This window comes from Sphingomonas sp. SKA58 (assembly GCF_000153545.1).
Lineage (GTDB): Bacteria > Pseudomonadota > Alphaproteobacteria > Sphingomonadales > Sphingomonadaceae > Sphingobium > Sphingobium soli.
Window position 1 is genome coordinate 331856 of the sequence record NZ_CH959308.1, and the last position, 21906, is coordinate 353761.

Below are 21906 nucleotides of genomic sequence, written 5' to 3' on the forward strand. Positions count from 1 at the left end.
CCTTTTTCGACGAAGCGCCGCCCCCGACGCGCCTGCGGGGGTAAAAATCCTACCGGATCGGGAAGTTGCATGAGCGTCCAGCGGCTGGTCGCAAAAAGCCTTAAATGTCCGGCAGTGATTGCGCTGCAAACCCCCAGCCCTTAAGGTGCGTGGCACGCTTCAGCAGTTGGTCGGCATCACCAATGTCAAATGGGTGCGCGTCCTTGAACCGGTCCAGTTCATCCCATGCAATTGGCACCGCAATAGGCGCTCCTGCGCGCGCGCGGGCGGAAAATGGCAGTACGGCCGTGCTACCCCGCTGGTTGCGCAGCCAGTCGATGAAGATGCGGTTCTTCCGCTTGGCCTTGCTCATGGTCGCTACAAATGTATCGGGGTTGGCCGTGCTGAGCGCCTGAGCAAAGCGGGAGGAAAAATCCTTGTGCGCTGTCCAGTCATGCCCGGGCGTAAGGGGCACAACGACATGAACCCCCTTTCCCCCCGACAGCATGGCAAAGGACACGAGCCCAAGATCCTCGAGCGCGCCGCGAATATGCTGTGCGGCGTCGCGAACCCGGCCAAAATCCATCCCTTCATCGGGATCAAGGTCGAAGATCATGCGATCGGGCTGCTCCACGGCATCAGCGCGGCTCCCCCAGGCATGAAATTCAATCGTCCCCATCTGCACGCAGGTCAGCAGGCCTTCAGCATCTTCGACAAAGAGATAGTCCTCCGTACCGCCGTCTTTTTCAGCGATGGGGACCTGATGCACTGCCTTGCCGAATCCGCCGCTGTCATGTTTCTGGAAAAAGCATTTGCGTGCCCGGCCCTGGGGGCAGCGGACCAGACTGATGGGGCGATTGGCGGCAAAGGGTAGCATCAGGGGTGCAACGCGTGCGTAATAATCGGCCAATTCTCCCTTGGTTTGTCCGCTGTCCGGGAAAATGACGCGATCAGCGCTGCTGATCTTCACATCGATATGCGCCTTTGGAGTGCGCGCAGGTTTTTCCGGCGTCACGTCCTTGGCCTTCTTGTCCGCCCGCAGCCCGAGGAAGCTGGCATGGCGGACGCGCCCTTCCCCGGTGAATTCGGCAAAGGCAATCTCTGCAACCAGCGTCGGTTTGATCCAGCATGCGCCGCGCGCATCGCCCTTCGGCACGTCGAGTGGCGGCTTATCCACGGCGAGAGGCGCCATGGCTTCAGCCAAATCGCCCATCGTGTCGGCGTCGAAACCAGTGCCGACCTTGCCCTTGTAAATGAGGGTGCGCCCTTCCTTCTGGGCCAGCAGAAGCGAACGGAACGGCCGGCCCTTTGCACTACTCTTGACCCAGCCGACGATGACGAATTCCTGCCGGCGCGTGCACTTGACCTTGACCCAAGCGCGTGTGCGCCCCGATCGGTAGGGGGCATCCGCCCGTTTGGCGATGATGCCTTCCTGATGGGCATCGCACATGGAACGATAGAGTTTTTCGCCGGCGCCGATGACGTGGTCAGCAACATGGACAGGTGGCGCGGCGTCGCGCAGCAAGGCTTCAAGCCTTTCCTTCCGCTCGATCGTCGACAATGGCCGCAGATCCATACCATCGAGCGACAGCAGGTCGAAGGCGAAGAGGTTGAGCGGGGCATCTTCCCGCTCCGCGCCATGGCCACGCTTGAGCACCGTTTGCAGCGCGGAAAAGCTGGGATTGCCGTCCGGGCCGAAGGCGACGATTTCGCCGTCTATCAGCGCCGGTGGCAAGTCCAGCGCAGCAAGGCTGCCCACCAGCGCAGGGAATTTTTCCGTCCAGTCGAGCCCATTGCGCGTGAAGACACGCACCTTGTCCCCCGCGACAGAGATCATCGCGCGATAGCCGTCAAACTTGATTTCGTGCAGCCAGTCATTGCCGGTCGGCACGTCATCGACCAGCGTGGCAAGTTGCGGGTCGACAAAGGCCGGGGGTTGCGCGCGCTTTCGCCTGTTCTTGCGCCGGACATCGGCGTTATGATCCCGCGCCGATTGCATCGACTTTGCAAAGTCATCGCTCTTCGCGCCGGACAGTGAGTGGCTGGCCTGCTTGTCCGCCGCGATTTGGGCCATGGACCGGCCCGTGAGGACGCTTGTCAGCGCCTGGTCCACCAGCGAGCCGGACGGATCGGCCGCGTCATCATCAATCTTGCGCAGCAGCCAATTTTCGCGCTTTTCGCCGGGACGCCCCTTCATCCGAACGAGCAGCCATTCCCCTTTCATCCGTTCGCCATGAAGGATGAAATGCAGATGCCCCTCGTCCAGATCTTTCGCACTCTTGCCCGGGACGGCTTGCCAAATTCCCCGGTCCCAAAGCATCACTGTCCCGCCGCCATATTCACCCTTGGGAATGACGCCTTCAAAATCGCCATAATCCAGCGGATGATCCTCGGTCCGCACGGCAAGCCGTTTGTCGGCAGGGTCGAGGCTCGGCCCCTTGGTGACAGCCCAGCTTTTCAGGACACCGTCTATTTCTAGCCGGAAGTCCCAATGAAGTCGCGTGGCGGCATGTTTCTGAACCACGAAGCTGTTTCCGGATTTTTTACCGACAGCACCTTTGGGCTCGCGCGTGCGCCTGAAATCGCGCTTGGCATTGTAGGTCGCCAGTGGGTCTTTGGCCCGCGTCACCGGCCATCCCTCTGGCGGGCCTTTTTGAACCAATGATCCTCGGCTACACCGGTCAATGTCAGCATCAACACCGCTATGATCGCCGCGCTAATCACAAGTGGCCACTGCCCTGCTCCACAGGCGATACCGATCATTGCCGCAAGCCAGATATGGGCTGCCGTCGTCAGGTTCTTGACCTCTCCCCGATTGAAAACGATCAGCCCAGCCGCGATGATCCCCGTGAGGGCGGCCGACGCTTCGAATATCCGCAGCGGATCGATATTGCCGTCGTGGCTGAGCCGGTTATGCAGCGCGATCGCACTGATCGTCATCAGCGCGCAGGTGAAGCACAATATGCCATGCGTGCGCAGACCGGCGGCATGGCCGCGCAATTCCCGGTCGAGACCAAGCAACAGGCCCAAAAATGCCGCCGCGCCCAGCCGCAACAGGATCGGCCCGTCGATCATGTGCAGGGGTGTGGCGGCATTCAGCACCATTAGGTCAAGCGCTCTTCTTGCCGGCGCTGGTGGAGCGGCCGCGCGATGTGGTGGATTTGCCAGTGCTGCGCGATGTGGTTTTTTTCGTCGCACTTTTCTTTGAAGACGCGCCGCCGTCTCCCACCGACTTTTTGAGCGCGGCCATCAGGTCGATGACATTTCCGCCGCGCGACGGGGCATCCTCCTCGACATCTTCGATGACGCGCTTGCCCTTTGCCTTCTTCTTCTTGTCGATCAGCTGATGGAGCGCATCGACATAGCGATCATGAAATTCCTCCGGCTTGAATGGCCCTGTCTTCTTGTCGATGATCGTGGTCGCAAGATCGAGCAGGTCGGTGTCAGCTTCCGTTTCGGGGAGGCCGCGAAAATAGGTTTGCGCCCGCGTCACTTCATCGGCGTAGCGCAGCACTTCGAGCACAAGGCCGCGGCCACAGGGTTTAAGCGAGACCAATTGCTCCCGCCCCCGCACCGACAACTGGCCAAGCCCCACCTTTTTCGTGCGTCGCAGCGCGTCGCGCAGGACTGCATAGGCCTCTTCGGCCAGGTCATCGGCGGGCAGCACGAAATAGGGCTTTTCATAATAAAGCACGTCAATGGCGTCAGCCTCGACGAATTGGACCAGTTCCAGCGTCTTGCGACTTTCAATCTTGACCGCCTCGATCTCATCCTGCTGCAATAGGTGTAGCGCGACGATTACGGAGTCCGGTCGGCGTCAATTATGATGGCCGATAGGTGGCCGCGCCGGTTGGTGAATTCTGGCTACCATTTGCTGTTGCGGGGAGCAACCGTCGAGCGACAATTACGACGCTGGGTAATTGTCGCTGACGCTGGCCGGAAGCGAGGGTCTGAAGCGCATGGGATGGTTGGCATGTAATTGCCGCTGGCGACAATTACCCGTTGCCTCAGCAAGGGTGCTCCCGAGCGCGAAGCCAGCGACAATTATGATGGCCGGTCCGGGGCGCCATTCGGCGGGTCGTAATCGCCGGCGTTGATACGGGCGACGGCGGAACGTTTGCGGTAGCTTTCGCCGTTCATCTCGATGATGATCGAGTGGTGCACGAGGCGGTCGATCGCGGCGACAGTCATAGCGGGATCAGGGAAGACGTTGTCCCATGCCGAAAATGGCTGGTTGGCGGTAATGGCGAGCGAGTGGCGTTCGTAGCGGTGGGCGATGAGCTCGAACAAGGCGCTGGTCTCGACCTGGTCCTTGCGGACGTAGGACAGATCGTCGAGCACGATGAGATCGAACTTGTCGAGCTTGTCGAGCATGGCGGGTAGGCTGAGGTCGCGGCGCGCGGACTGGAGCTTCTGGACCATGTCGGTGGTGGAGCAGAACAGGACGCGCCGCCCCGTGTCGATGAGGGCATGACCAATGGCAGCAACTGCGTGCGTCTTGCCGGTCCCGCTCTGGCCGAACAGCAGCAGGTTGCCGCCGCTCTCGATCCAGTCGTCACCGGCGGCGAGGGACAAGAGGTGCGGTTTGCGGATGCCGGGGGCTGCGTCGAAATCGAAGGTGGCGAAGGTCTTGCCTGCGGGCAAGCCGGACTGGTCGCGATGGCGCTGGATGCGCCGGGAGGAGCGATCGGCCATCTCGATCTCGAGAAGCGAGGCCAGCAGGTTGGCGGCCGGCCAGCCATCGCGATCGGCGGTGTCGGTGAGGCGCTTCCAGTTGCGGTTGATACTCGGCAGGCGCAAGGCCTTGAGCAGGGTAGGCAGCACGGCGGCGGCCTGGTCCTTGGTGCGGGTCATCAGTACACCTCCCCGCTGGCGATCAAGCTGTTGTAGCTGTGCAGATCGGGAGGCGGGATAGTGACATCGCGCTGCGATCTTGCGGTTGGCAGGAACTCGTCCCTGAGCGCATCGACATCGGGCAAGCGCCCTCTGTCGAGTGCCTCATCGATCCGCCGGGCCAGCACGTCGACACAGTCGCCCCTGGCGGCGATATCGAGCAGCGCGACGGCATCGCGGCAGGCCTGCCGTCCATCGAGTTGGGCATCGAAGGCTTGCCAGGCCCGCCGGTAGGCGTGATCGGGGAACAGGGCTTCGCGGTAGACGAGGTTGCGCAGCGCACCAGGCTTGCGGCGCAGGTTACCGATCATGTGCCGGAAATCGATGCTGTGCCCCCGGTGGGGATGGCTGATCCGCACACGCGGCGTGGACATTACCCTGTCCGGACCGAGGAAGAGCTCAATGCGATCGTCAAAGAGATGCGCGTTGAGGCGCCGTCCGACGAGGCGGGAAGGCACCGAATAGGTAACCCGATCGATGGCGACGGTGCCGTTGCGGGTGACATCGACGGTGACCATGGCGAAATCGGTGGTTCGCCTTGCGGGCAGCGCCTTGAGTACCCTGCGTTCTGCATCGATGTGCGCAGCATGCCGCCGGTTCTGTCTGGCGACCTGCGCCTCAACGAACTCGCGCCAGGCCTCGATGCTGACGAAATCGCGGCTTCCCCGCCGGCGTAAGGCCTGATCGAGCCGTCGCTTGAGATGGGCATGGGGACCTTCGATCGATCCGTTCTCGTGCGCCTCGCCGCGGTTGTTGCGGGTAGCGAGCATGCCGTAATGACGGCACAGCTCGTCATAGCTTCGGGTAAAATCCCGCTGCGCATCGGCGTCGAGGTTTTTGTAGGCGGCTGACAGGGAATCGCTGCGGTGTTCGGCCGGCGCGCCGCCCAGCTTCCACAAGGCATCCTGCAGGTGCTCCGAAAGGGCGGCAAAGCTCTCCCCGCCCAGCACGACAGCCGCATGCTCCCAGCCACTCGCCGCCAAGCGGAAGTGGTAAAGGCGATAGGCCAGGGTCTCGCCGGCAACGGTGACCTTGAGACTGTCGCATACCGTGAAATCCGACAGGCCCTGCCGACCGGGCTCATGATGCTGCGGGAAGAAGATCTCCTTCTCGCCGCCGTGCAGTGCCCGCCAGCGGGCGATCCGGCGTTCAAGTGTTCGTCGTATCGCATCGGGAACAGCATCCTCGCCGAACTCGTCCTGGAGCGTCTCGAAGACCGTGACGGCAATGATACCGTCGATCTGGAGCAACTCCTCGACGCGTGGCCAGAATGGCTCGAGCGGATCGGCGCGGGTGCGCCAGTGGCGCTCCTTCTTCTTCTGGGACGGAAGCTGCGGATCGTTCTCGATCCGGCGTGCGCTGCGCTCGCTGATACCGGCCTTGGCAGCCGCGACGGCCTGGGTGTGTTGGCGACGATGGGTCATGAAGAGAAATACCTGCTGATCGGAAATGTGGTGGCCCGGCATCGCAAACCCATCGCTCGTTGTTCGATGAGTGTTCCGATACCACCGCCCGCCACAGCCCCGATCAGCCCCCCCGAAAGAAGGGGAAAAAGATCGCCACCGGTTGTCTGGTCCGCTCTCCGGTCGGGGCTACGCCCCTCCCTACGATCAGCCCAGACAACCGATCCTACCGGCCATCATAGTTGCCGCTCAACCGGCCATCGTAGTTGTCGCCACGCAGCAATAGGACATAGTTGCCCTTGGATACCTCATAGCCCTTGAGGATTTCGTCGGGATCGACCGGCCCGACGCCGGTCACGACCTTCTCATATTTGATGGGCTTGCCACTGGGTTCATGAATCTGGCGGAAGGAAACCGCAGCGCCAGACTTGGTGGCGGGATAGATTTCCACCGGTATAGAAACGAGGGCCAGCCGAATCTGGCCCTGCCAATATGCGCGTGCGGCCATGGGGGAACCTCCAACGGCACAGCGCGCTACGCCCTTGAAAAGTTCCAGGGGCAGCGGGCATCTTTGGCGCGTGCCGCATGGGAGCATCCATATCAGTCATGGAACATTCATGCTGTAGGGCTATTGTAATCCCGTCACTCCTTCCCCCCTTTGGAGTGACCCTCCCTGAACCTCGGCTCCGCCGGCCTATGCCGGTGGAGCCATTTTGTTAAGCGCGGGCCGGCAGGATGCAGGCCCGGCATTCGCCAAAGCCAATGGACGCAAAGCCGTCCCGGTGCGCACGCGCCTCCAACATCACTTCGTCGCCATCCTCCAGGAATGTGCGGCTTTCGCCAGATGGCAGGGTGATTGGGCTCTTGCCGCCCTGTGTCATTTCCAGAAGACTGCCGAGCGATTCCCTGTCCGGACCGGAGATCGTTCCTGTGCCAAGCAGGTCGCCCGGCGTCAGGTTGCAGCCATTGGACGCGTGATGAGCGACAATCTGCGCCGCGGTCCAATACATGGCGCTGGCCCGACTGTGGCTGAGGCGGAAGGGTGGCATAGCGGCGTCCCGCATGCGCGCGGTGCGGATGGTGACGCCAAGGTCGAGCGCTAGTCCGCCCCATTCCTGATCCTGCGGGTCCAGTAAATAGGGCAGGGGCGCGGGGTCGCCCTGCGGCCGGGCGGGCTGAGCCTGACGGAAGGGTGCGAGGGCTTCGGGCGTTATCACCCAGGGGGAGATGGTCGAATGGAAATTCTTGGCCAGGAAAGGGCCGAGCGGGACATATTCCCACGCCTGGAAATCGCGCGCCGACCAATCATTGAGCAGGCAGAAACCACCGATATGGCTGCCCGCATCTTTGATGGGGATAGGGTCGCCCAAGTCATTGCCCTGCCCGATCCAGATGCCCAGTTCCAGTTCATAATCCAGCCGCGCGGTCGGGCCAAAGCGCGGTTCGGTGGCATCGGGCGCCTTCGACTGCCCGTTCGGACGAACCACTGGCAGCCCCGAGGGACGCACGGAAGACGCGCGGCCGTGATAGCCGATCGGCACATATTTATAATTGGGCAGCAGCGGATTGTCAGGGCGGAACAAGGTGCCAACATTGGTGGCATGATGAATGCCGACATAGAAATCGGTATAGTCGCCGATCCGGGCGGGCAGATGGAGGGTACAATGTGCCTGGGCGTGAAGCGCTGCGGCAAGGACAGGCTGCGCATCCCGATCACATAGCAGGCGGGAGAGCGTGCGGCGCAGGACGACCCGGTCAGTCGCGGGCAGCGCAAGCATGCGGTTGAGGCAATCATCGCCCAGCAGGGGCCGGACGGCATCGGGCAGATGATCGCCGATCGCGGCAAGATCGAGGATATGGTCGCCGATCGCGACGCCGGGGCGGGCCGATCCATTGGCAGGAGAAAATATGCCGAGCGGCAAATTCTGAACCGGAAAATCGGGGTGGCCCATGGCGTTGTCGACCCAGCATGGAAGATCAATGGCGTGGGTTTCGTCGATGGTCGTCATCAATCATCTCCTTGGACGGGGAGGCGCGCTTTGGCGAAGCCAGACCAGCATGCGTCATAATCCCGCTGCGCGAAGTCAGCCTCAGCGGCGAAACGGGTGGGGCGAAAAGGCAGCCGGCCCTCGAACATGAAGGCCATGGTCGCATCGATCTTGTGCGGCGCAAGGGAGGCGGAAATGGCGGTTTCGTAGCTGGACCGGTCGGGACCATGGCTGGCCATTTGATTATGCAGCGACGCGCCGCCCGGCGCAAAACCGCCAGCCTTCGCATCATAGACGCCCGCCACCAGCCCCATGAATTCACTCATCACATTGCGATGGAACCAGGGCGGACGGAACGTATCTTCGGCCACCATCCAGCGCGGCGGGAAAATGACGAAGTCGCAATTGGCGACGCCGGACGTATCGCTGGGACTGGTCAGCACCGTGAAGATGGAGGGGTCGGGATGGTCATAGCTGACCGTGTTGATGGTGTTGAAACGGCGCAGGTCATAGCGGCACGGGGCTAGGTTCCCATGCCAACCCACGACATCGAAAGGTGAATGCGGCAAGGTCGTCGACCAAAGACTGCCCTGAAATTTCTGGATGAGTTCAAAGGGCGCGTCGACATCCTCGAACCAGGCCACCGGGGTTTCAAAATCCCTGGCGTTGGCAAGGCCATTGGCGCCGATCGGCCCCAGTTCAGGCAAGCGGAAAAGCGCGCCATAATTTTCGCAGATATAGCCGCGCGCGGATTCATCCAGGAGAGAAACCTGAAAACGGACGCCACGGGGGATGAGCGCGACCTGCTGCGGCGCGACGTCGAACCGGCCAAGCTCAGTGGTAATCCGCAGTGCGCCTTGTTGCGGCACGATCAGCATTTCGCCGTCGGCATTGAAAAAAGCGCGGCCGTCCATCGGGCGGTTGCAGGCATAAAGATGGACGGCGAAACCGACAGCTGCAGCGATATCGCCATTGCCGCAATAGGTGACGATGCCGTCCAGGAAATCCACCGGTTCGGACGGCATGGGTAGCGGGTCCCAGCGCAGGCGATTGGGCGAGGGCGGCATGTCCATAAAGGGGGCGGAGGCGAAGCGATGCGCCCCGGCATAAGGGCGGTAAGCCTCATGCTGCGCCGTGGGCCGCAGGCGATAGAGCCAGCTGCGGCGATTGTCGGCGCGCGGCGCGGTGAAGGCCGTGCCGGAAAGCTGCTCGGCATAAAGGCCAAGGGGCGTCTTTTGCGGCGAATTGCGGCCGATCGGGACAGCGCCAGCCACAGCCTCCGTCACGACATGATTGGCAAAACCGGGTATCATCGCGGCCGTTGCGCCATCTTGATCCGGAATGGGCATTGCCCTCTCCTATAGTTTCATTTGCAACCAGTATAGACTTTGCCCGATCGGTGTCAAATGATAGCCTTCGCCATGACCACCTCCTCCCTGCTGCTCGATGCGTTCCTACCCTATCGCCTGTCGTTCACCACCAATCTGGTGAGCGATGCGGTCGCCAGCGCTTATGAGGAGGCGTTCGGGCTGCGCATTCCCGAATGGCGCGTAGTCGCCGTGGTGGCAGAGCATCCCGACGGCGTGACGCAGCAGGCTATCGGCTGGACGACGCGGATGGACAAGGTAACCGTCAGCCGCGCCGCAGCCGCCCTCATCGACCGCGACATCTTGATCCGGGGGCCGAACCCGGCCGACCAGCGGTCGCATCTCCTGACGCTGAGCACGGCCGGCATAGCGCTGTATCAGGCGATCGTGCCGCAGGCGCTGGCGCTGGAGGAACAAATTTTCGGGTCCTTTACCGAGGCAGAACGGACACAGCTGGACGCGATGCTGCGCCGGATCGATGCAATCGTGCTGGACGGACACATGACAGCGTCCAAGGCGTAGCGCGGGCGGTCACAGCCATCGATGACCTACATATGTTGGACGGTGCGTCCACATTGTGGCAGGGCAAACTTGCTTACACATCACGCCTAGATCAAATATGCGATGTTTGAAGAAGGCATAGTCGGGGGAATGGACATGCGCGCACGGATCGGGACCCTGGCGGCGAGCAGCCTGATCGCCCTGTCCGGCGGGGCCATAGCCCAGGGTCCGCCACAGGTGCAGCCGGTGCAGATCGATCCCGCCCGGCCGGACTGGGAAAATCCGGCAGTTTTCGCCATCGGAAAGTTGCCCGCGCGCGCCACCGCCTTTCCCTTCGAAAGCCGCGACGCCGCGCTGGCCGGCGACCGTTCCCGATCGCGCCGCTTCCTGTCACTGAACGGGCCATGGAAGTTCGCCTTTTCGCCTAATGCCGACAAGCTGCCGAACGGGTTCGAGCGCCCCGATTTCGATGTGTCGGGCTGGAAGACGATACCCGTTCCGGCCGACTGGCAGGCGGAAGGCTATGACCAGCCCCGCTACAATAATATCACCTATCCCTTCCCCGCCAACCGGCCGCTGATCCCCCATGCGACAAATCCGGTGGGGTCCTATCGCCGCGATATCGACATACCGGCGGACTGGGCCGGGCAGTATATGGTGCTGCACATCGGCGCGGCAGGTTCCGCTTATTATGTCTGGGTCAATGGCCAGAAGGTCGGATATGCGCAGGATAGCAAGCTGCCGTCGGAATTCGACGTGACCCGCTTCATGCGCCCCGACCGCAACAGCATCGCCGTCCAGGTCTATCGCTGGTCGGACGGCTCCTATCTGGAGGATCAGGATTTCTGGCGCGTGTCGGGGATCGAGCGCGACGTGTTCCTGATGGCGGCGCCCAAGACGCGCGTGCGCGACTTTTTCGCTCATGCCGGTTTCGATGCGGAGGCCGGTGCGGGCCAGCTGGCGGTCGACGTCACTGTAACCCCGGGCGCGGCGACGAGCGCCCGCTATGTGCTGATGGATGGCACGCGCATCGTGCTTGAAGGACGGCAAGCCGTTGCCGCCGGAAATGCGGAACGCACCGTGACCCTGACCGGCAGGATCGACAGGGTGAAACCGTGGACGGCGGAAACCCCCAACCTGTACCGGCTGCTGGTCGAACTTTATGACGCAGGCGGACGGATCATCCAGTCGAGCGACGCCAGAATCGGTTTCCGCACGGTCGCGATGCGCAATGGCGTCGTCACGGTGAATGGCAAGCCGATCACCCTTCGCGGCGTCAACCGCCATGAGCATGATCCCGAAAGCTTCCATGTCATTTCGCTGGCCTCAATGGAGCGCGATATCCGGTTGATGAAGCGCAACAATGTCAACGCGATCCGCACATCCCATTATCCCAATGATCCGCGTCTCTACGACCTGGCCGATCGCTATGGCCTCTATGTGATGGATGAGGCGAATATCGAGAGCCATGCCTATATGGATTATGGCAATCGGCATGGCGATCAGCGCGCCAAATATCAGATCGGGTTCGACCCGGCGTGGAAGGACGCGCATGTAAGCCGCGTCACCAACATGGTGGAGCGGGACAAGAATCATCCATCGATCCTCTTCTGGTCGCTGGGGAATGAGGCAGGAATCGGCCCCAATTTCGCGGCCGCGGCGGCCGCCGCCAAGGCGCGCGACCCCGATCGGCTGGTCAGCTATCTGGGCTGGGGCACATGGGACGGGATTGGCGACCATCGGCCCAATTTCTACGCCGACATCTACGCGCCCATGTATGATCCGGTCGCCAAGCTGGTCGATTACGCAACCAACTGGAATTTCGGGCAGCCGCTGATTCAGTGCGAATATGCCCATATGCAGGGGAATAGCGGCGGCAATCTGAAGGACTATTGGGACACCATCTATGCCCATCCCGACCGGCTACAGGGCGGCTTCATCTGGGACTGGGTCGATCAATCCATGTATCGATACACCAGGGATGGCACGCGTTACTGGGGCGACGGCGGCGAATATGGGCCGAACCCGGGAGGCGACATAGAATTTGGCGACGGGTTACTGCAGTCGGACCGAACCCCCAATCCGGCACTTTATGAATTGCGCAAGGTCTATGCGCCGGTCCAGTTCGATGGGTTCGACCCGGCGAGCGGCCGCGTCACCGTCCGCAACCGCCATGATTTCATCGATTTGTCCGGGTTCAGTTTTGATTGGGCGATGATGGAGGATGGCGTGGAAATTGCCCGGGGCGCGCTGACGATGGCGGACGTGCCTGCTCGCGGTGCTGCGGCAGTGACGGTGCCCATTAGCGCTATCCCTCGCAGGTCCGGATCGGAATATTTCGTGACGATCAACGCCCGGGCCAAGGCCGGCGCCATCCCGTCGGTGGCCGCCGAAACGCTGATGGGCTGGGAGCAATTTGCGCTGCAATCGGACGCCCCTGCCCTACCCGCCGTCGCCACTGGTCCCGTGGCCGTCAGCGAAAAGGGCGATGCCGTCAGCCTTAGTGCCAATGATGCAACGTTGGCGATCGACCGGACGAGCGGACTAGTCCGGTCCTACAGCAAGGACGGACGTATGCTGGCGCGCGGCGGTGCGCCGCATTTCTGGCGCGCGGTCACCGACAATGACATCGGCATTGGCACGGCCAGACAGTTGGCGGTCTGGAAGACGATGAGCGAACAGCGTAAAGTGGCCGCCATTCGAATTCTTCCAGCGGAGAATGGCGGACGTTCAGTGGAGGTGCGCTATATATTGGGTGAAGGCGCGGCCGACTTTACCAGCATCTACCATATGGCAGGCGATGGATCGGTGTCAGTCACTGGCGATTTTCAGCCGGTCAGGGACGACCTGCCACCCCCGTTCCGCATCGGCCTGGCCTTCAGCCTGCCGCGCGCCATCGACACCGTTCAATGGTATGGCCGCGGCCCGCACGAAAGCTATGTCGATCGCAAGACGTCCGCACCCATCGGCTTGTGGCGCGGCGGGATCGCAGATCAGAACCACGACTATATCCGGCCGCAGGAAACCGGCAACAAGGTGGATGTTCGCTGGATGGAGGTGTCGGGCGATGGCGCGGGGCTTCACGTGCAGGGCGCGCAGCCGATGATGATGAACGCGCTGGCCTTTCCCTACAGCGACCTTGACCGGCATGCGCCGGGAACCTGGAAATCGTCGGACATTCGTCCGCGTGACGAAGGCACGCTGCTGATCGACGCCGCCCAATGGGGCGTGGGTGGCGACACGGCCTGGAGCGAATTTGGCAAGCCGATGGCCGCCTATCGCACCGCCAGCATGCCCATGCGCTTTTCCTTTCGCCTGACCCCTTTCACCGGATCGGGGACGCACCCTGATCAGGCGATACCGGCGCGCGCCACACAGGAGGAATGACGAAGGGCTCCGGCTGGAGAGGATCCGTCAGCCCTCGCCTTCGGCGAAAAATGGGACACCTCAAAGTGCCTCATGCGTTGAGCGCAGGATATTGTTTGAAAGGACCAACATGCCCCATCACAAGGAACGCCCCGCTCGCAAGGCGACGTCCCGTCTGGCCATCTACCTGTTCTTCGCCTTCATATTGGCTGCGCTTCTGGCATTTGCATGGGTGAACATGCACGGTTGAAGCCGACAGCATGGTGGTTGAGCCAGGCCATTCCGTAAGTCATCGGGGGGCATCGTGAGGAGGACCGTTTGCCGTCTTGTTGCGGGATTGCCCTATAGCGGCGGCCAGCGAGTCGACGTCAGACAGCGGAATGCGCCGGGCGATCATCGCCATCGTTTCCGGTGACTGACGCGCGTCAACGACAGCTTTTTCCTGCTGCCAGCCTTTCAGCCGCGCGGCGACATAGGACGATCTTTGCCCCGCCAATATAGGGCCTGCCTTTCCGGGCGCATGGCAGTTGACGCAGGCCGGGACCGGAATGCCGGCCTGATCCTTGAGCATCGGCAAGTCCGACAAGAGAATGGTCGGCTTCAGTCCCGGCAGGGCGGAAAAATGGTTCGCGAGCCGTTGCATTTCCGCATCGCTCAAGCTGCTGACCGCTGTTTGCATGACCGCGCTGGACCGCTCACCCGACGCATAGCGGCGCAGGCTGGCCAGCAGATAGGCTGGATCCTGCCCCCCTAAAATCGGGATATCGGGCTGTCCCCGCCCCTTCCCATCCACGCCGTGGCAACCGGTACAGCCAGCGAGCGTGCCAGGGGCGACCCCCGAAAGCGGCCTTTCCCCGGCCGCTTGCGTAAGGGCGCGATATTGACGGGGCGTCATACCGGGAAGCCGACGGACAAAGGCTGCCATATGTTTTACTTCGTCCGGACGGTCGGACACAGGCCAAGCGGGCATGCCCGTAAATTTGACGCCATGGCGAATGATCCAGAATAGCTCGCGATCCCGCCATTCTCCTGCGGTTTGTGCAAGATCCGGGGCAGGCGGCGTCGCGCCTTGCATCACGGGCGACGGTCGAACGCCGGGGGCGCCATGACAGACCTGGCAGGCCTGGCGGAAATGACCTGCCGCGCTGACCAGGCCGGTATCGGCCAGCGGATCATCCGGCGCCTGGAACGCGGAATAGGTGCGCACCGAATTGCGCATCACCCAGTGCAGAAACCAGTCGGTGATGCGCCAGTGGCCAGAGGATGCTGAAATCTGCACCGCGCCCGACCATACAAAGAGCATGGCGAGAGTGCCCAAGCCGATAAGCGTTAAAATCGCGCGCAACCACGTGATGCGGATGGTCATGCAATACTCCGCTGACGAAGGAGGCTGGCCAGCAACGCGAGTCCCCCCAGGAAATAGCTGGCGGCGCCCAGCAACAACATGATGACGCCGCCCAGTTGCTGATCGACCAGCGCATCTACGCCGGCCAATCCATGATGTGCCATCGGATAAAGGGGCCGGGGCGCAAGGCCGATCAAGACCCCCAGCAAGGTCATATGCATGGATGTGAGCAGGAGCGCGCCTATCCCCGCGGCGCGGCGCGGCGCGTAGCATACCGACGACCAGAGCAGCAGGCCGGCGGCGAGAAAACAGAATTGTTCGATCACCAGGACTGGAAAGGATCTGGCCGCCGCGCGCAGCACTGGAAGATGCCAAAGCCACACGACCATCAGTTCAACGAGCATCATCGCCATTGGCGTCACGATATGGGGCCAGCGGCGGGCAGGATCGGCCGCAGTTCCGGCAAGACCGAATGCAAGCAGCGGCGCGGCGATGGCAACGGCGATCATATGCCCTGCCATATGCCCGATCATGCCCAGTGGCAGCCCGGCCAGCAGCCAACCCGCGGGCAGCAACGCCAGGCCGGCAAGCAGGGAGGCCCGCTTCACAGGCAGTTCCGGAGAAACACGACAGGCAGCGCTGTGAAGAGGACGCCGACGAAACTGAGGCCAGCCAGCAGCAATGTCGATTTGGCCAGAAAGCGTAGCCGGTCGATATCCGTGGAATCCTGGTGCGGGGCGCTATCACCCGGGCGGCGCGTCTGCTTCCAGGCGACCCAGCCGGAAAGGGAGATGAGCCCCAGAGCGACCAGCGTTCCGATCACGAACAGGGTCGGAAAGGTTGCGAAGGTCCCCGCCTTTGCGCAGGAGATCGCGGCCCATAGATACGCCATCAGGAAATGCCCGGCCCAGATGGCGGGCGGAACGATCAGCGTCCAGAGCGTGACCCGGAGGCGCTCATGCCATTTGCCCCGCTCCGTCATGCGACCTCCGGAAACAGGCCGATGGTCGCGTAGGTGACGATCGCCGTCAGCGCGTAGAAATGCATATAGACGCTGACGTTGCGCAGATCCGCATCATGGTGCGGATCCATCTTTCCGGCCAGACTACGCGCGAGCGCGTAGCTTTGCATGATGGCCGCCACACCGGCATGGGCGCTGGTCCAGATCGCAAGCGTCCACACGATCGCAGGGTAGCTGTGCAGCTGGGGATCAAGGCCGCTGATCCATGGCCCGGCCAATCCCGCACCAGCCCCCGCTATGCTGAGTACAATGCCGCACGCCAGCAGAACGCGCGCCGGTGCTACGCCACCGCGGGCATGGATGTTACGCGCCGCGATCGTCGCAAGCCAGCCGACCAACCCGGCAATCAGCGCGATCATCGGCCACATCATGCCCGGCCCGCTCGCCATATCCGCAGGAGGGAAATCGGCATGGCGCGTCCAGAAGAAGAAATAGCCGAAGACCAGGCCGGAAAAAGCCGTGGCGTCGGCCATCATCGTGATGAACATCGCCCACCAGCCAGGCGCGGCGGGGCCGGAGAGATAGAGCGGCAACTCTATGCCATGACCCACCGGCTTGCATGGCTTTTCGGGGATTTCGGCGGTGCCCGTCCACAGCCACCAGAGCGTACACGCCAAGGTCGCCACACCGCAAGCGAGCGCAGCCCAATAGAGGTGATATGTGGTGAAGATGAACACCCCACCCAGCGCGATGGCGGTCAGCATCGGTTTGACGCTGGGCGTTCCGAGCCGGATGACGGCCAGCGGCCGCGCGTCGAGGGCAGTGGTCACGATGGTTTCCCTGCGCCCCTCCTCCGCATCGGGCAGAAAAAATCGTCCTTCGTCCACTTTCCTGACAAAGTTCGGCTGGTCCCATATGGGGTAGCGGCTTTCGATCAGGGGCACAGAGCGGATGCCCCAATCCTCATCATCGGGATGCGCCAGCCATTCAAGCGTGCCCGCATTCCAGGGATTGCGCTGCGCCTTGGATCGACGGGGCGACAGGCAAAGGTCAACGCAGATGACCGCAACGCCCGCCGCGAACAGATAAGCGCCCATTGTCGATAGCAAATTGAGACCGCCAAGGCCCAGTTCCGCCGGATAGGTGAAGACGCGGCGCGGCATGCCCATCAGGCCCGACAGATGCATCGGAAAGAAGGTCAGGTTTGCGCCTGCAAACAGCATCCAGAACGCAATGCGGCCCAGGCGGTCAGACAGTTTCTTGCCAGTGATCAACGGCCAATAATAATAAAGGCCGGCAAAGAGCGGCATCAGCGTCCCGCCGATGAGGACATAATGGAGATGCGCGACGATGAAATAGCTGTCGTGCGCCTGCCAGTCGAAGGGCGCAACCGCCACCATGACGCCGGTAAGGCCGCCGATCACGAAGATCGCAAGGCTACCGGTGGCATAGAGCAGCGGCGTCGACCAGGTGACGCGCCCGGCCCATAGCGTCGCGATGAACACGAAAATCTGAACGCCGGTGGGAATGGCCACGGCTTCCGACGCAGCCGAGAAGAAGGCCAGGCTGATCTTGGGCAACCCGGTCGTGAACATGTGGTGCACCCACAGGCCGAAGGACAGGAACGCCGTCCCCACCGCCGCCAGCACGATCCACGGATAGCCCAGCAGATGTCGGTTGGCGAACGTCGGCACCAGCATGGCGAACAGGGCGATCGACGGCAGGAAGATGATGTAGACTTCGGGATGGCCGAAGATCCAGAAAAGATGCTGCCACAGCAGCGGATCGCCGCCCCGGTTCGCGTCGAAAAAGGGCCAGTCGAGCAGCCGCTCCATTTCGAACAATATATCGCCCGCGATCAGCGGCGGGAAGGCAAAGAGGATCATCACCGCGACGACCAGGATATACCAAGCATAAAGCGGCATCAGATTGAGCCGCATGCCGGGCGGCCGGCATTTGAGCACGCCGACGATCAGTTCGACGGCGGCGGCGACCGACGACACTTCGATGAAAGACAGGCCCAGCATCCATATGTCCGCGCCAAGCCCTGAAAGGTCGGTTCGGGTGGTGAGCGGCGGGTACATGAACCATCCGCCATCGGGCGCGGCATTGAAGAAAATCGAGCCGCTGACGAAAACGCCGCCGATCAGGAAGGACCAGTAGCCAAATGCGGACAGCCGGGGAAAGGGCAGATCGCGCGCGCCAAGCAATTGCGGCAGCAGGATGATCGACACGGCCTCGAACATCGGCACGGCAAAGAGGAACATCATCATCGAGCCGTGCAGGGTGAACAGCTGATTGAAGCTGTTCGCGCTGACCAGTTCATTGTCGGGGACGGCCAGCTGCGTGCGCATGATGAGCGCCAGCACGCCGGCAAACAGCATGAAGCCGAATGCAGTCAGCACATACCAGACGCCGACCCGATTATTGTTGGTGTCCGTCCAGCGCAGGAACAGCCCCTGGGGCGGCTTCCATACGGCCCGCAGCCGTTCTTCCTGTGCAGCGCGCAGCGCGGGATCGTCCTGATCATGCAGGCTCATTTCAGCCCCTTGAGATACTGCGCGATCGCCTGGGCATCGGCGGCGCTGATTTGCGGGAAGGCGGGCATCCGGGCGCCGGGCTTGGCATCTTGCGGCGCGCGGATGAAAGAGGCGATATTGGCGGAGGTCGGCGGCATGATGCCAGCCCCCATTGTCCGCCTTTCCCCAAAGCGGCTGAGATCCGGGCCGATCCTTGCGTCATGGGACGTACCGCGTATCGCATGGCAACCGCCGCAGCCATGCGCATCGAACAACGTCGCCCCGCGCGACGCGATCGCGCCGGCGCTTGCAGCCCTGCTCCGGCGCAGCCAGGCGTCGAAATCCGTGGTATCCATGGCGATCACGTCAAAGGCCATCAGCGCATGGCTGAGACCGCAAAATTCCGCGCATACGCCGCGATAGCGGCCCGACTTTTCCGCCTGCACCACGAGCCGGTTGGTGCGTCCGGGGATCATGTCCATCTTGCCGGCCAGCCCGGGAATCCAAAAGCTGTGGATGACATCGCGTGCGGTGAGTTCAAAGACGACGGTTCGTCCGACGGGGATGCGCACTTCATTGGCCGACAGCAATGGCGACAGGTCGCCAGCAGGGTCGTAGGCGACCCGCCACCAGAATTGTTCGCCATCCACCCGCACGACCAAATCACCAGGGGCGGTAGCGCGAGGCCGCATCGCAGGCAGCGCATAGATCAGCAAGGCTGTCAGGATAAGCGTCGGGCCAATGGCGCCCATCCACAGGACCATGCGCATGCCGCGGTCATGGCTCAGCTTGCCTTCCGGCGCGCGAACGGCGCGCACGTAGAGGACGGTCATGATCGTGACGATAATAGCCGCCCCTATGGTCAACAGGAGCGCCATCTGCCGCACGGCGCGCGCTTCTGCGCCAAAAACATGCAGGGTCGATTGCTCTGCATTGCAGGCCGTCAGGCCTGCCAGCACCAGCAGCCAGAACCATGGATTGCGCATAGCGCGACTTTACCCCTTTCATGCCGCATCGACCGTGCGCGTTATAGGCCGAACACCTCAAGCGCGGTCGGGTTCAATTATTTCTCTTTCGTAACAAGTGCATCCAACCGGACGCCCGGCGCAACCAAAGTGCTCGCCGGGGATTGCACAATCGTCAGTCCTTCGACCGGGAGTTTCCCCTTTGCCCAGTGCTCCGCCACGCCTCAGACCCTTGCTTCATCCGCTCCATGGCCTTCTCCTGGCGTGGCCTGTCGCGATGTTTCCCGCAGCGCTGGCGAGCGACATCACCTATCTCAACAGTGCCGAGATCCAGTGGACCAATTTTTCCGCCTGGCTGATCACCGGCGGCTTGCTGGGCGGGGGATTTGCCTTGATTTGGAGCATTGTCGCGCTCTTGCGCCGCAAGGGCAGCGCCAGGTCGCGCCTCGCCATCATTTCGGTGCTGCTGCTCATGATGATGATAGCAGGCCTTATCAACGCGTTTCAGCACAGCCGTGATGGCTGGAGTTCGGTCGGTACAACAGGTCTCATCCTGTCAATCATCAGCAGCATTCTGGCGGTCGCGGCGGGTTGGATCGCATATGCAGCCTATCGGGAGGACCGGCCTTGAAAAATCATGCATTATGGCTGTGCGCCAGCCTCCTGACCCTGGCGGCATGCGGCAAAAGCGAGCCGGGACTGGACCAGACCGGTCCGCAGCCCGACCTGCCCGAACAGCGGCAGACCTTGCTGCCGCCGATGAAGATCGCGACGCCGGCCGGATGGGACGGCGAAAAGCCGACTGCACCCAGGGGCTTCACGGTGACGGCGTTGGCCACCGGCCTCGCCATTCCGCGGCAAACGCTCGTTCTGCCCAATGGCGACATATTGGTCGCCGAAGGGTCAGGCGGCGGCGCCCCCGCGCTTCGGCCCAAGGACGTTATCGCCACCTATATCAAGGCCATGGGAAAATCATCCGTCAAGGGCGGCAATCGCGTGACCTTGTTGCGCGATGCCGACAATGATGGCCGCGCGGAGTTGCGCACCAGTTTCATCACCGGCCTGAACGCCCCCTATGGCCTCGCCTATGTCGATGGGCAGATCTATGTCGCCGATCAAGATGCGCTTGTGCGCTTTCCCTACCGCGAAGGTGTGACGCGCATAACCTCCCCGGGCGTCGAGCTTCTCAAGCTCCCCTCCCACATCAATCATCACTGGACCAAGTCGCTGACTGCGGGACCAGATGGATCGAGGCTGTATGTCGGCATCGGCTCCAACAGCAATGTCGGCGAGCGCGGCATGGGGGTAGAGCAGGATCGGGCGGTCATCTGGGAAATCGACCGACAAAGCGGCATGCATCGGACTTATGCATCGGGAATCCGTAACCCCACCGCCCTCGCCATCGAACCCCGCACGCAGCGCCTGTGGGCGGTTGTCAACGAACGCGACGAATTGGGACCGCAGTTGGTCCCTGATTATCTGACGAGCGTCCGCCCTGGCGCCTTTTACGGCTGGCCCTACAGCTATTGGGGCCAGAATGTCGATCCGCGCGTTCGACCGCAAAAGCCCGATATGGTCCGTCGGGCGATCCGTCCGGATTATGCGCTGGGGTCTCATGTCGCTGCCCTTGGCGTCAGTTTCACCACTGGCGGCGGTTTTGGCGGCGGCTTTTCCGAGGGCGCGTTCGTCGGGGAGCATGGGAGCTGGAACCGGCAGGATCTGGCGGGCTATAAGGTCGTCTGGGTGCCCTTTTCGAACGGTCGCCCGTCCAGTGAACCGCAGGATTTCCTGACCGGCTTCATCAAGGGCGACCACGCCCGGGGCCGCCCCGTCGGCGTCACTTATGACCCTGTGCACAAAGCGCTGATCGTCGCCGATGACGTGTCCAACACGATATGGCGGGTCGCGCCCGATCGCCGGTAACGGCCCTGCGCGCGCCTGGTTGACGCGCGCAGGACTTTGATGACGGGGGAAATTCGCCGCTGATCAGCCTGGTCGGCAATCGCCTGCCGCTGGCGTCCAAAATGAATGTCACTGCGCGACTGTCGCAATGGTTCGACGCCGGCCCGGGACGCCTCGATTGGCAGGCGCTACTGAACTACCGATCCTCCTATTATCTAAGCCAGTTCAACGAGGACGACATCGTCTTCCTTGATGGAACGCGTCAGGACGCGTTGCCAGCAGGTTTTCCCGATCGGCAGAAAGGGCTAGTCACTCTCAGTCTGAGCATCGGCTACACAATCAAGAATTTTCGCTTTGGGCCGGGACGCGGACATCGCGGCCAGCGCCAAGGGGCGTAGGCAATGGAGAAGCGCTCCTGTCAGAGAGAGCGGCGGTAGCCGTCGCAGCAGCGGCGGCACCCTTGATCAATTGGCGCCTCGTCGTCTTCATTGCACCCTCCCCCTGCCTCATCTGTATTTGACAATCCTACGAGATCACCATGACGCGTGACGATTGACCGATATATGGATCGATGATCCATTTTTTGGCTACGCGCATCAAGCGGCATTTTCTGGCAGTCACGGTGCCGCTGGATGATCTGGCAACGTCGAACAATGCGCGCTCTTTCCAGTCAGCGGTGGGCTATCCTTAATTTGACCGAGATCGACGGGATACCAT

17 protein-coding genes and 2 pseudogenes are annotated in these 21906 nt (G+C 62.2%); 5 read left to right on the forward strand and 14 right to left on the reverse strand.

The window, feature by feature from the left end:
* Positions 1–100: 100 nt before the first annotated feature.
* The 8 genes and pseudogenes from ligD to hmgA all read right to left on the reverse strand — a co-directional run bounded on the left by ligD (position 101) and on the right by hmgA (position 9612).
* Positions 101–2608: a DNA ligase D gene (gene ligD, locus SKA58_RS16715; protein ID WP_009823663.1), complete on the reverse strand. Its 2508-nt coding sequence runs from the start codon at positions 2606–2608 to the stop codon at positions 101–103.
* Positions 2605–3084 (reverse strand): MgtC/SapB family protein, encoded by a 480-nt coding sequence (locus SKA58_RS16720; protein WP_009823664.1) that lies wholly within the window; start codon positions 3082–3084, stop codon positions 2605–2607. Before SKA58_RS16720 ends, ligD begins: the two co-directional genes overlap by 4 nt.
* 4 nt (positions 3085–3088) lie before the next feature.
* A pseudogene (ku, locus tag SKA58_RS16725) lies at positions 3089–3763 on the reverse strand (non-homologous end joining protein Ku); the annotation flags it as partial.
* A 260-nt stretch (positions 3764–4023) separates the two neighbouring features.
* Positions 4024–4833 carry an IS21-like element helper ATPase IstB gene (gene istB, locus SKA58_RS16730; RefSeq protein ID WP_009823666.1) on the reverse strand — a complete coding sequence of 270 codons (810 nt, stop codon included), beginning with the start codon at positions 4831–4833 and terminating at the stop codon, positions 4024–4026.
* Positions 4833–6338 (reverse strand): IS21 family transposase, encoded by a 1506-nt coding sequence (gene istA, locus SKA58_RS16735; RefSeq protein WP_009823667.1) that lies wholly within the window; start codon positions 6336–6338, stop codon positions 4833–4835. Before istA ends, istB begins: the two co-directional genes overlap by 1 nt.
* A 217-nt stretch (positions 6339–6555) precedes the next feature.
* Positions 6556–6783: pseudogene (locus SKA58_RS16740) on the reverse strand (Ku protein); the annotation flags it as partial.
* 208 nt (positions 6784–6991) lie between these two features.
* Positions 6992–8284 carry a fumarylacetoacetase gene (fahA, locus tag SKA58_RS16745; protein WP_009823669.1) on the reverse strand — a complete coding sequence of 431 codons (1293 nt, stop codon included), beginning with the start codon at positions 8282–8284 and terminating at the stop codon, positions 6992–6994.
* Positions 8284–9612: a homogentisate 1,2-dioxygenase gene (gene hmgA, locus SKA58_RS16750; RefSeq protein WP_009823670.1), complete on the reverse strand. Its 1329-nt coding sequence runs from the start codon at positions 9610–9612 to the stop codon at positions 8284–8286. The genes fahA and hmgA overlap by 1 nt, the downstream gene beginning before the upstream one ends.
* Positions 9613–9684: 72 nt before the next feature.
* Here hmgA and SKA58_RS16755 point away from each other — a divergent pair, with 72 nt between their 5' ends.
* Both SKA58_RS16755 and SKA58_RS16760 read left to right on the forward strand, forming a co-directional pair.
* Complete coding sequence (locus tag SKA58_RS16755) at positions 9685–10152, forward strand: MarR family winged helix-turn-helix transcriptional regulator (RefSeq protein WP_037544016.1); 468 nt, start codon at positions 9685–9687, stop codon at positions 10150–10152.
* Between the two features lie 135 nt (positions 10153–10287).
* Positions 10288–13518, forward strand: coding sequence for a glycoside hydrolase family 2 TIM barrel-domain containing protein (locus SKA58_RS16760; protein ID WP_037544018.1), 3231 nt, complete (start codon positions 10288–10290; stop codon positions 13516–13518).
* Between the two features lie 268 nt (positions 13519–13786).
* Here the strand turns inward: SKA58_RS16760 and SKA58_RS16765 are convergent, their stop codons facing one another.
* The 5 genes from SKA58_RS16765 to coxB are packed head-to-tail and all read right to left on the reverse strand — an operon-like array spanning position 13787 to position 19308.
* Positions 13787–14863 (reverse strand): c-type cytochrome, encoded by a 1077-nt coding sequence (locus tag SKA58_RS16765; protein WP_009823674.1) that lies wholly within the window; start codon positions 14861–14863, stop codon positions 13787–13789.
* Complete coding sequence (locus SKA58_RS16770) at positions 14860–15450, reverse strand: cytochrome c oxidase assembly protein (RefSeq protein WP_009823675.1); 591 nt, start codon at positions 15448–15450, stop codon at positions 14860–14862. Before SKA58_RS16770 ends, SKA58_RS16765 begins: the two co-directional genes overlap by 4 nt.
* The gene (locus SKA58_RS16775; protein ID WP_009823676.1) at positions 15447–15824 is read right to left on the reverse strand and encodes a hypothetical protein; all 378 of its coding nucleotides are present in this window, start codon (positions 15822–15824) and stop codon (positions 15447–15449) included. The genes SKA58_RS16770 and SKA58_RS16775 overlap by 4 nt, the downstream gene beginning before the upstream one ends.
* The gene (gene ctaD, locus SKA58_RS16780; protein WP_009823677.1) at positions 15821–18343 is read right to left on the reverse strand and encodes a cytochrome c oxidase subunit I; all 2523 of its coding nucleotides are present in this window, start codon (positions 18341–18343) and stop codon (positions 15821–15823) included. The genes SKA58_RS16775 and ctaD overlap by 4 nt, the downstream gene beginning before the upstream one ends.
* On the reverse strand, positions 18340–19308 hold the full coding sequence (gene coxB, locus SKA58_RS16785; protein ID WP_009823678.1) for a cytochrome c oxidase subunit II: 969 nt from the start codon (positions 19306–19308) through the stop codon (positions 18340–18342). The genes ctaD and coxB overlap by 4 nt, the downstream gene beginning before the upstream one ends.
* Positions 19309–19489: 181 nt before the next feature.
* Here coxB and SKA58_RS16790 point away from each other — a divergent pair, with 181 nt between their 5' ends.
* The 3 genes from SKA58_RS16790 to SKA58_RS16800 all read left to right on the forward strand — a co-directional run bounded on the left by SKA58_RS16790 (position 19490) and on the right by SKA58_RS16800 (position 21587).
* Entirely contained in the window at positions 19490–19918 is a 429-nt protein-coding gene (locus SKA58_RS16790) for a DUF2231 domain-containing protein (RefSeq protein ID WP_037543840.1), read from the forward strand.
* Positions 19915–21210 (forward strand): PQQ-dependent sugar dehydrogenase, encoded by a 1296-nt coding sequence (locus tag SKA58_RS16795; protein ID WP_009823680.1) that lies wholly within the window; start codon positions 19915–19917, stop codon positions 21208–21210. Before SKA58_RS16790 ends, SKA58_RS16795 begins: the two co-directional genes overlap by 4 nt.
* A gap of 101 nt (positions 21211–21311) precedes the next feature.
* On the forward strand, positions 21312–21587 hold the full coding sequence (locus SKA58_RS16800) for a hypothetical protein (RefSeq protein WP_009823681.1): 276 nt from the start codon (positions 21312–21314) through the stop codon (positions 21585–21587).
* Here SKA58_RS16800 and SKA58_RS20585 read toward each other — a convergent pair.
* On the reverse strand, positions 21529–21699 hold the full coding sequence (locus SKA58_RS20585) for a twin-arginine translocation signal domain-containing protein (protein WP_083784930.1): 171 nt from the start codon (positions 21697–21699) through the stop codon (positions 21529–21531). The two genes, SKA58_RS16800 and SKA58_RS20585, sit on opposite strands and share 59 nt — an antisense overlap.
* Positions 21700–21906: the final 207 nt, after the last annotated feature.

Excerpts from the sequence above, each read along its gene's own strand:
- SKA58_RS16720 (WP_009823664.1), bottom strand. The coding sequence starts at position 3,084 with ATGGTGCTGAATGCCGCCACACCCCTGCACATGATCGACGGGCCGATC.
- istB (WP_009823666.1), bottom strand. The coding sequence starts at position 4,833 with ATGACCCGCACCAAGGACCAGGCCGCCGCCGTGCTGCCTACCCTGCTC.
- istA (WP_009823667.1), bottom strand. The coding sequence starts at position 6,338 with ATGCCGGGCCACCACATTTCCGATCAGCAGGTATTTCTCTTCATGACC.
- fahA (WP_009823669.1), bottom strand. The coding sequence starts at position 8,284 with ATGACGACCATCGACGAAACCCACGCCATTGATCTTCCATGCTGGGTC.
- hmgA (WP_009823670.1), bottom strand. The coding sequence starts at position 9,612 with ATGCCCATTCCGGATCAAGATGGCGCAACGGCCGCGATGATACCCGGT.
- SKA58_RS16755 (WP_037544016.1), top strand. The coding sequence starts at position 9,685 with ATGACCACCTCCTCCCTGCTGCTCGATGCGTTCCTACCCTATCGCCTG.
- SKA58_RS16760 (WP_037544018.1), top strand. The coding sequence starts at position 10,288 with ATGCGCGCACGGATCGGGACCCTGGCGGCGAGCAGCCTGATCGCCCTG.
- SKA58_RS16765 (WP_009823674.1), bottom strand. The coding sequence starts at position 14,863 with ATGACCATCCGCATCACGTGGTTGCGCGCGATTTTAACGCTTATCGGC.
- SKA58_RS16775 (WP_009823676.1), bottom strand. The coding sequence starts at position 15,824 with ATGACGGAGCGGGGCAAATGGCATGAGCGCCTCCGGGTCACGCTCTGG.
- ctaD (WP_009823677.1), bottom strand. The coding sequence starts at position 18,343 with ATGAGCCTGCATGATCAGGACGATCCCGCGCTGCGCGCTGCACAGGAA.
- coxB (WP_009823678.1), bottom strand. The coding sequence starts at position 19,308 with ATGCGCAATCCATGGTTCTGGCTGCTGGTGCTGGCAGGCCTGACGGCC.
- SKA58_RS16800 (WP_009823681.1), top strand. The coding sequence starts at position 21,312 with ATGAATGTCACTGCGCGACTGTCGCAATGGTTCGACGCCGGCCCGGGA.
- SKA58_RS20585 (WP_083784930.1), bottom strand. The coding sequence starts at position 21,699 with ATGAGGCAGGGGGAGGGTGCAATGAAGACGACGAGGCGCCAATTGATC.